Raw genomic sequence first — 3,966 nt, 5'->3', positions numbered from 1 at the left:
TCCCCGGCCCGGTACCGGTGGAGGCGACCGCCGGTGCCTCCGGCGCGGGACTGGTGGCCACCACCATGGCCCGTCGGGTCAACACCGGCTGACCGCACCGCTGCTGCCGTGGCAGCTCAGCGGGGCTGCACCGTCACGTCGCCGCTGTCCGCGCCCACGTCCAGCACCAGCCTCGCGGTCGGATCGTCCGGAACGCCGACCGTGGTCTGGCCCGAGCCGGTCCGGGCGCGTACCTGGTACGCGCCCGGAGGCACGGTCACCTCCACCGATCCACTGCCGGCGTGCGCACGCACCGGGCCCGGTGCCTCCAGGGTCAACTCGATGTCCCCGGAACCCGTCTCCGCGTCGATCTCGGCCCCGCGCAGCCCGCGCCCGGTGACACCCCCCGAACCGGCGCGCAGCCGGACCGCACCGGTCACGTCGGTCACCTCGATGCTGCCGGAGCCGGTCTCCGCCCGTACCCCCGCGCTGGTGCCGCGTACCCGGATGTCGCCGGAGCCGACGACCAGGTCCACCGCGCCGACCCGGGTGAGTTCGACGTCGCCGGAGCCGTTCTCCCCGGAGACGGTGACCCCTTCCGGGGCGAGCACCTCGAACGACACCGAACACCGGCGCCCGCAGTCGGTGTCCAGGACGAGTTCGGTCCCTTCCAGCCGGTACGCGGCCTTCGGCTGCTGGCCGCCCTGGTAGCGCACCACCCGCTTGATCGAGGTGTCCGGGACGGCGGCGGTGCGGACGAGCACGTCCCCGGAACCGGGAAGGATGGTGATCTTGGTGATCTTGACCGCCTCCGTGTCGGAGAAGTCGAGCCGACGCTGGGCGAGCTCACCGCAACCGACCAGGGCACCGAGCAGCAGCGCGGCGGTGGCACCGGTCAGCAACCGGGGGGTGTGCACAAGCATGGCCGCGACGTTACGGCCCGCCCGCCGACCGGCATATCGGGGAACACACCGATCCACCCCGAGTGCGACCCTGAGAGGGCACCCCGGGGAGAATGGGCGGATGCCCGGGTACCGCCGCCAGCTCTACCGTGACGACGCGGTGGTGCTCCGTGTGCAGAAACTCGGCGAATCCGACCGGATCATCACCCTGCTGACCCGCCGGCACGGCCGGCTGCGGGCCGTCGCGCGGGGGGTGCGCCGCACCACCTCCCGGTTCGGCGCCCGGCTGGAGCCCTTCGGCCACGTCGACCTGCAACTCGCCGGGGACCCGCAGGGCAACGTGGGCAGCAACCTGCACTCGGTCAGCCAGGTCGAGGGGATCGACCTCTACGGCAAGCGGTTCCTCGGGGACTACCCGCGCTACACCGCCGCGAGTGCCATCGCGGAGACCGCCGAACGGCTCACCCCGGTCGAGCGGGAGCCCTCCCTGCGCCTCTTCCAGCTCACCCTCGGCGCCCTGCGCGCCCTGGCCGACGGCACACACGCCCCCACCCTGGTGCTCGACGCGTACCTGTTGCGCGGGATGGCGCTCGCCGGCTGGGCGCCCGCGCTGACCGCCTGCGCCGTCTGCGGCACCCCGGGGGAGTACCGCGCCTTCTCGGTCCCGGCCGGGGGCTGCGTCTGCCCGGACTGCCGGCCGCCCGGCGCGGCCCACCCGGCGCCGGCCACCATCGACCTGATGTCCGCGCTGACCTCCGGGGACTGGCGGGTCGCGGACGCCACCGAGGCCGGGGTACGCCGGGAGTGCAGCGGGCTGGTCGCGGCGCACCTGCAGTGGCATCTGGAGCGCGGGTTACGCTCGCTGCCGCTGGTCGACCGGGGCGGCCCGGCACCGGCGGAGCGGGAACGCGCGTGAGCTAGAGGGATGGCAGAGTGATCCGATCGATGAGCCGGGACCGGCGACGTACGCCGACCCCACCGACCCCGCACCCCTCGGGAGCCAGGCCACCCGCGCTGCCGGCCGAAGCGCTGCCGAAGCACGTCGCGGTGGTGATGGACGGCAACGGTCGGTGGGCCAAGGAACGCGGCCTGCCCCGGACCAGGGGACACGAGGCCGGGGAGTTCTCCCTCTTCGACACCATCGAGGGCGCCATCGAGCTGGGCATCCCGTACCTGTCGGCGTACGCGTTCTCCACCGAGAACTGGCGGCGCTCGCCGGACGAGGTCCGCTTCCTGATGGGCTTCAACCGGGACGTGATCCGTCGCCGTCGGGACCAGCTCGTCGACCTCGGGGTACGGGTGGTCTGGTCCGGTCGGGCCGGCCGGCTCTGGAAGAGCGTCATCTCCGAGTTGCAGACCGCCGAGGAGATGTCCCGGGACAACAGCACGTTGACCCTCCAGTTCTGCGTCAACTACGGCGGTCAGGCGGAGATCGCCGACGCGGCCGCCGCGATCGCCCGGGACGTGGCCGCCGGCCGGATCGACCCGGCCAAGGTCAACGAGAAGATGATCGCCCGGTACCTCTACCACCCCGAGGTGCCGGACGTAGACCTCTTCCTGCGACCCTCCGGGGAGCAGCGGATCTCCAACTTCCTGCTCTGGCAGTCCGCGTACGCCGAACTGGTGGTGCTGGACACCCTCTGGCCCGACTTCGACCGGCGGCACCTCTGGTACGCCTGCGAGCTGTACGCCCAGCGGGACCGGCGCTTCGGTGGTGCGCTGCCCAACCCGGTCGCACCCGGCCAGGGCTGACCCGGTGCCGGGGTGCCCCGGTTCGGCGCGACCGGCCGAGGTGTGACCCGCCCAGCTGATCCGTCCGTTCCGGCTTACCGTCCGGTCCCACTGGGTACCTGGTTACGCAGAGAAGCGATCCGGGAGGTGGGACACATGATCCAGAAGCAGATCGGACGATGGGCCATCATGGCGGTGGCGGTACCACTCGCGGCGGCCGGCGCCCGCCGGCTGAGCCACACACTGGAGGCGCGGCGTGGGCCGTCCGGAGTGAGCCGGCTACTCAGCCGGGGCGCGGACCTGGTCCGCCCGCAGCGGGCCAGGCGCCGCCGCCGGTTCTGGTAGTTGTTGACGACGACCGGCTCCGCAGGGCACCGCCCCGGAGCCGGTACGACGGCGCACACGCGACGAGGTCGGGGCCTCCGGTACTGCCGGAGGGCCCCGACCTTTTCCGTGGCCTTTCCGTCGACCCGGTTCGTCCGGCACCGGTCCGTGACCGCGGTAATTCCGTTGCGCCGTACCGGCGGCCGGTTAGAGTGACGGCATGCGTAACTGACGCCCACCTTTCACGAGCCGGCCCGCTGCCGCAGCGCGGGCCACGGACCTGTACCAGGTCCGGTGCTCCGGGCGTCCGCACATTCCGTCCCACCGGTCCAGTCGGCCGTGGGTCACCCGGAGCACCCCCCGTTTCCCGCCCGAGCCGGACACACCGTTGCCCGCCGGGTGCCACCCGACGCGCCGTCTGTCGCCGTCGTGGCGGTCCGCCGTGCCCTCAGCTGAGGGACGGCCCGACCGCCGGTCAAGGAGGTACCGGATGCCTGCCAGCCGCAATCCCCGAAAGTCCCGCCCGAACCGTACCGGTCGCACCGGGCCGGTCCCGGCCCTCCCGGTGTCCACGACGGAGCCCACCGGTCCGGTCGGCCTGCCCCTCGACCCGCCCTCGGTGCCGCTGCCGTCGCTGCACCTGCCGACCGAGTCGTCACTGGCCGCGCCGGCCGAGTTGTCACTGGCCCCACCGGCAGACCCGGTAGTGGCCGGAGCCGCTGATCCGGGGCGGGGCCCGGACGTCCGCCCGGTGCCGCCGAAGGCCGGACCGCCGGTGGGCAACGGCCGGTCCGGCGGTACGGGGCGCGGGCAGCGTACGCCCCAGGCCCGCCGGTACGCGTTCCGCCGGAGCTGACCGGTGTGAGGAAGGGCCCCCTGTTATCGGATTCTGTTGCTTGGGGTCTAGACGAGTAAGTCCGAAGTCGGGTCAGTGGTCGTAGGCGATCAGGGACCTGGTCACGGGTTGGCCGGTGGCGCGGTTGTGCCAGATCGCGGCGGTCATGGCGAGGATTCGCTGCGCGACTCGGGC

At 73.0% G+C, this 3,966-nt stretch carries 5 protein-coding genes and 1 pseudogene; 4 read left to right on the top strand and 2 right to left on the bottom strand.

Annotated elements, in window-relative coordinates:
• Positions 1-116 precede the first annotated feature (116 nt).
• On the bottom strand, positions 117-902 hold the full coding sequence (locus GSF22_RS31655) for a DUF4097 family beta strand repeat-containing protein (protein ID WP_244454507.1): 786 nt from the start codon (positions 900-902) through the stop codon (positions 117-119).
• 100 nt (positions 903-1,002) lie between these two features.
• Here GSF22_RS31655 and recO point away from each other — a divergent pair, with 100 nt between their 5' ends.
• From recO to GSF22_RS31635, 4 genes are all read left to right on the top strand, one after another.
• Positions 1,003-1,797 carry a DNA repair protein RecO gene (recO, locus tag GSF22_RS31650; RefSeq protein ID WP_208817580.1) on the top strand — a complete coding sequence of 265 codons (795 nt, stop codon included), beginning with the start codon at positions 1,003-1,005 and terminating at the stop codon, positions 1,795-1,797.
• Positions 1,798-1,826: 29 nt separating this feature from the next.
• Entirely contained in the window at positions 1,827-2,633 is an 807-nt protein-coding gene (locus GSF22_RS31645; RefSeq protein WP_208817581.1) for an isoprenyl transferase, read from the top strand.
• 135 nt (positions 2,634-2,768) lie between these two features.
• Positions 2,769-2,957 carry a hypothetical protein gene (locus GSF22_RS31640; RefSeq protein WP_208817579.1) on the top strand — a complete coding sequence of 63 codons (189 nt, stop codon included), beginning with the start codon at positions 2,769-2,771 and terminating at the stop codon, positions 2,955-2,957.
• 544 nt (positions 2,958-3,501) lie between these two features.
• On the top strand, positions 3,502-3,792 hold the full coding sequence (locus GSF22_RS31635) for a hypothetical protein (RefSeq protein ID WP_208817578.1): 291 nt from the start codon (positions 3,502-3,504) through the stop codon (positions 3,790-3,792).
• 72 nt (positions 3,793-3,864) lie between these two features.
• On the opposite strand, the pseudogene GSF22_RS35210 reads toward GSF22_RS31635, so the two are convergent.
• A pseudogene (locus tag GSF22_RS35210) lies at positions 3,865-3,966 on the bottom strand (IS982 family transposase); the annotation flags it as partial.

It is taken from the genome of Micromonospora echinofusca (genome assembly GCF_017614955.1).
Taxonomy (GTDB): Bacteria; Actinomycetota; Actinomycetes; order Mycobacteriales; family Micromonosporaceae; genus Micromonospora; species Micromonospora echinofusca_A.
The sequence above is the reverse complement of the archived record's forward strand: the minus strand, read 5'-3'. Positions and strand labels throughout refer to the sequence as shown.